Source organism: Phytoactinopolyspora endophytica, from assembly GCF_004138495.1.
Taxonomy (GTDB): domain Bacteria; phylum Actinomycetota; class Actinomycetes; order Jiangellales; family Jiangellaceae; genus Phytoactinopolyspora; species Phytoactinopolyspora endophytica.
In genome coordinates, this window is sequence record NZ_ML142849.1 from 211,881 (window position 1) to 213,381 (window position 1,501).

The window sequence follows — 1,501 nt, forward strand, 5'->3', positions numbered from 1 at the left end:
GGCCGAGGCGTGGTCGGCCGACGAGGCTGCCCTGCTGTCGTTGCCCGGGTTCGTGGTCGGTGTGGATGAGCCGATGCCGGCGGACGCGCCCGGCTGGGTATCGGCGAACGTGCGGTTGTTGGACGACATGCCCGGCGACGCCGAGAGCGCGATCGCGGATCTGGGACCCGGAACGGAGCTTGTTCAGGCGTTACTCGGGACCTCGGTGTCGAAGATGAGCGCGGCGGAGCTGGGAGACGCCGTGGCCGGGTGGGAGCGGCTGGTCGCGTGGGCGCAGGCGACGCAGGCCACGGTGCTGGCCGAGCTCACCCACCGTCCGGACGTGTGCCCGGACAACCCGAACGGGTATGCCGCGTTGCATCCGGTGCCGGTCGCCGCGGGTGAGGTGTGCACGGTGTGGCCGTGGACCAAGCCGCAGGCCGAGCGGGTGGTCGCGCAGGGGGTGCAGCTGGTCGAGGACTTCCCCGCCATCCATGCCGCGTTCGCGGCCGGGAGGCTGGACCAGCGCCGGGTGAACATTCTGCTCATCGCGTTACGAGACCGCGATCCCGAGATTGCTCGCAAGCTTGAGGCGGCGGTGCTGCCGCACGTGCACAAGTGGACCTCAGTGAAGTTGTCGCAGGTGGTCAACCGGCTTTTGCACCAGCTGGACCCGCAGAAATCGAAGGAGAAGCGCCGCGAAGCGCGTCGAGACAGGCGGGTGTGGACCGAGCCGGCCAAGGACGGTATGGCCTGGCTGTATGCCTACCTGCCCGCGGAAGACGCCCAAGCGATCATGGCCACCCTCACCGCCAGCGCGGACACGCTGCGCCGCCAGGACGACGAGCGCGCAGCCGACCAGAGCGGGAACGACCAGAGTGGGAACCAGAGCGACGGCAGCGACGACCGACACGCCGCGGGCAAGGGCGGCGACGGCAGAGGCAGCGCCGACGGCGGAGACCACGCCAACGGCGACCGCGACGACGACCGCGACTGCGACGGCGGCAACGACCGCGACGGCGACGGCCGCAACAGCGGCGGCGACGGCAGCGGTGATGGTCCCGGGCGCCGGCGGACGCTGGATCAGGCCCGCGCGGACGCGCTGGCCGGGTTGGCGTGGGCGTCGTTGTTCACCGGCACCCTCGGCGGTGACGGCTGCGCCGAATGCGGCGCCACCGCCGGAGCGCCGCTGGCCAACGCGCACGGCCGGCCGGTCACCGTGAATGTCACCATCCCGCTGACCACCTGGATCGGCCTGGACGAGAACCCGGCCCACCTCGACGGCTACGGCCCGATCGATGCCGACACGGCGCGCGTGCTGGCTGCCGCCGGTGTGTGGCGCTGGGTTCTCACCGACCCCGTCGGCGGGCACGCCCTGGACTACGGACGTACCCGATACACACCACCCCAGGAGCTGGTCGACTTCATCCTGCTCCGAGACCGGGAGTGCATCATGCCCGGCTGCCACCAGCCCGCCTACCGATGCGAGATCGACCACCGGGTGCCCTACCCGCAAGGACCC

General features: G+C 71.4%; 1 protein-coding gene. It reads left to right on the plus strand.

The annotated features are described in order from the left end of the window. A partial coding sequence (locus ELR45_RS00930) for an HNH endonuclease signature motif containing protein (protein ID WP_165367348.1) occupies positions 1-1,501 on the plus strand: 1,501 nt, incomplete at both ends.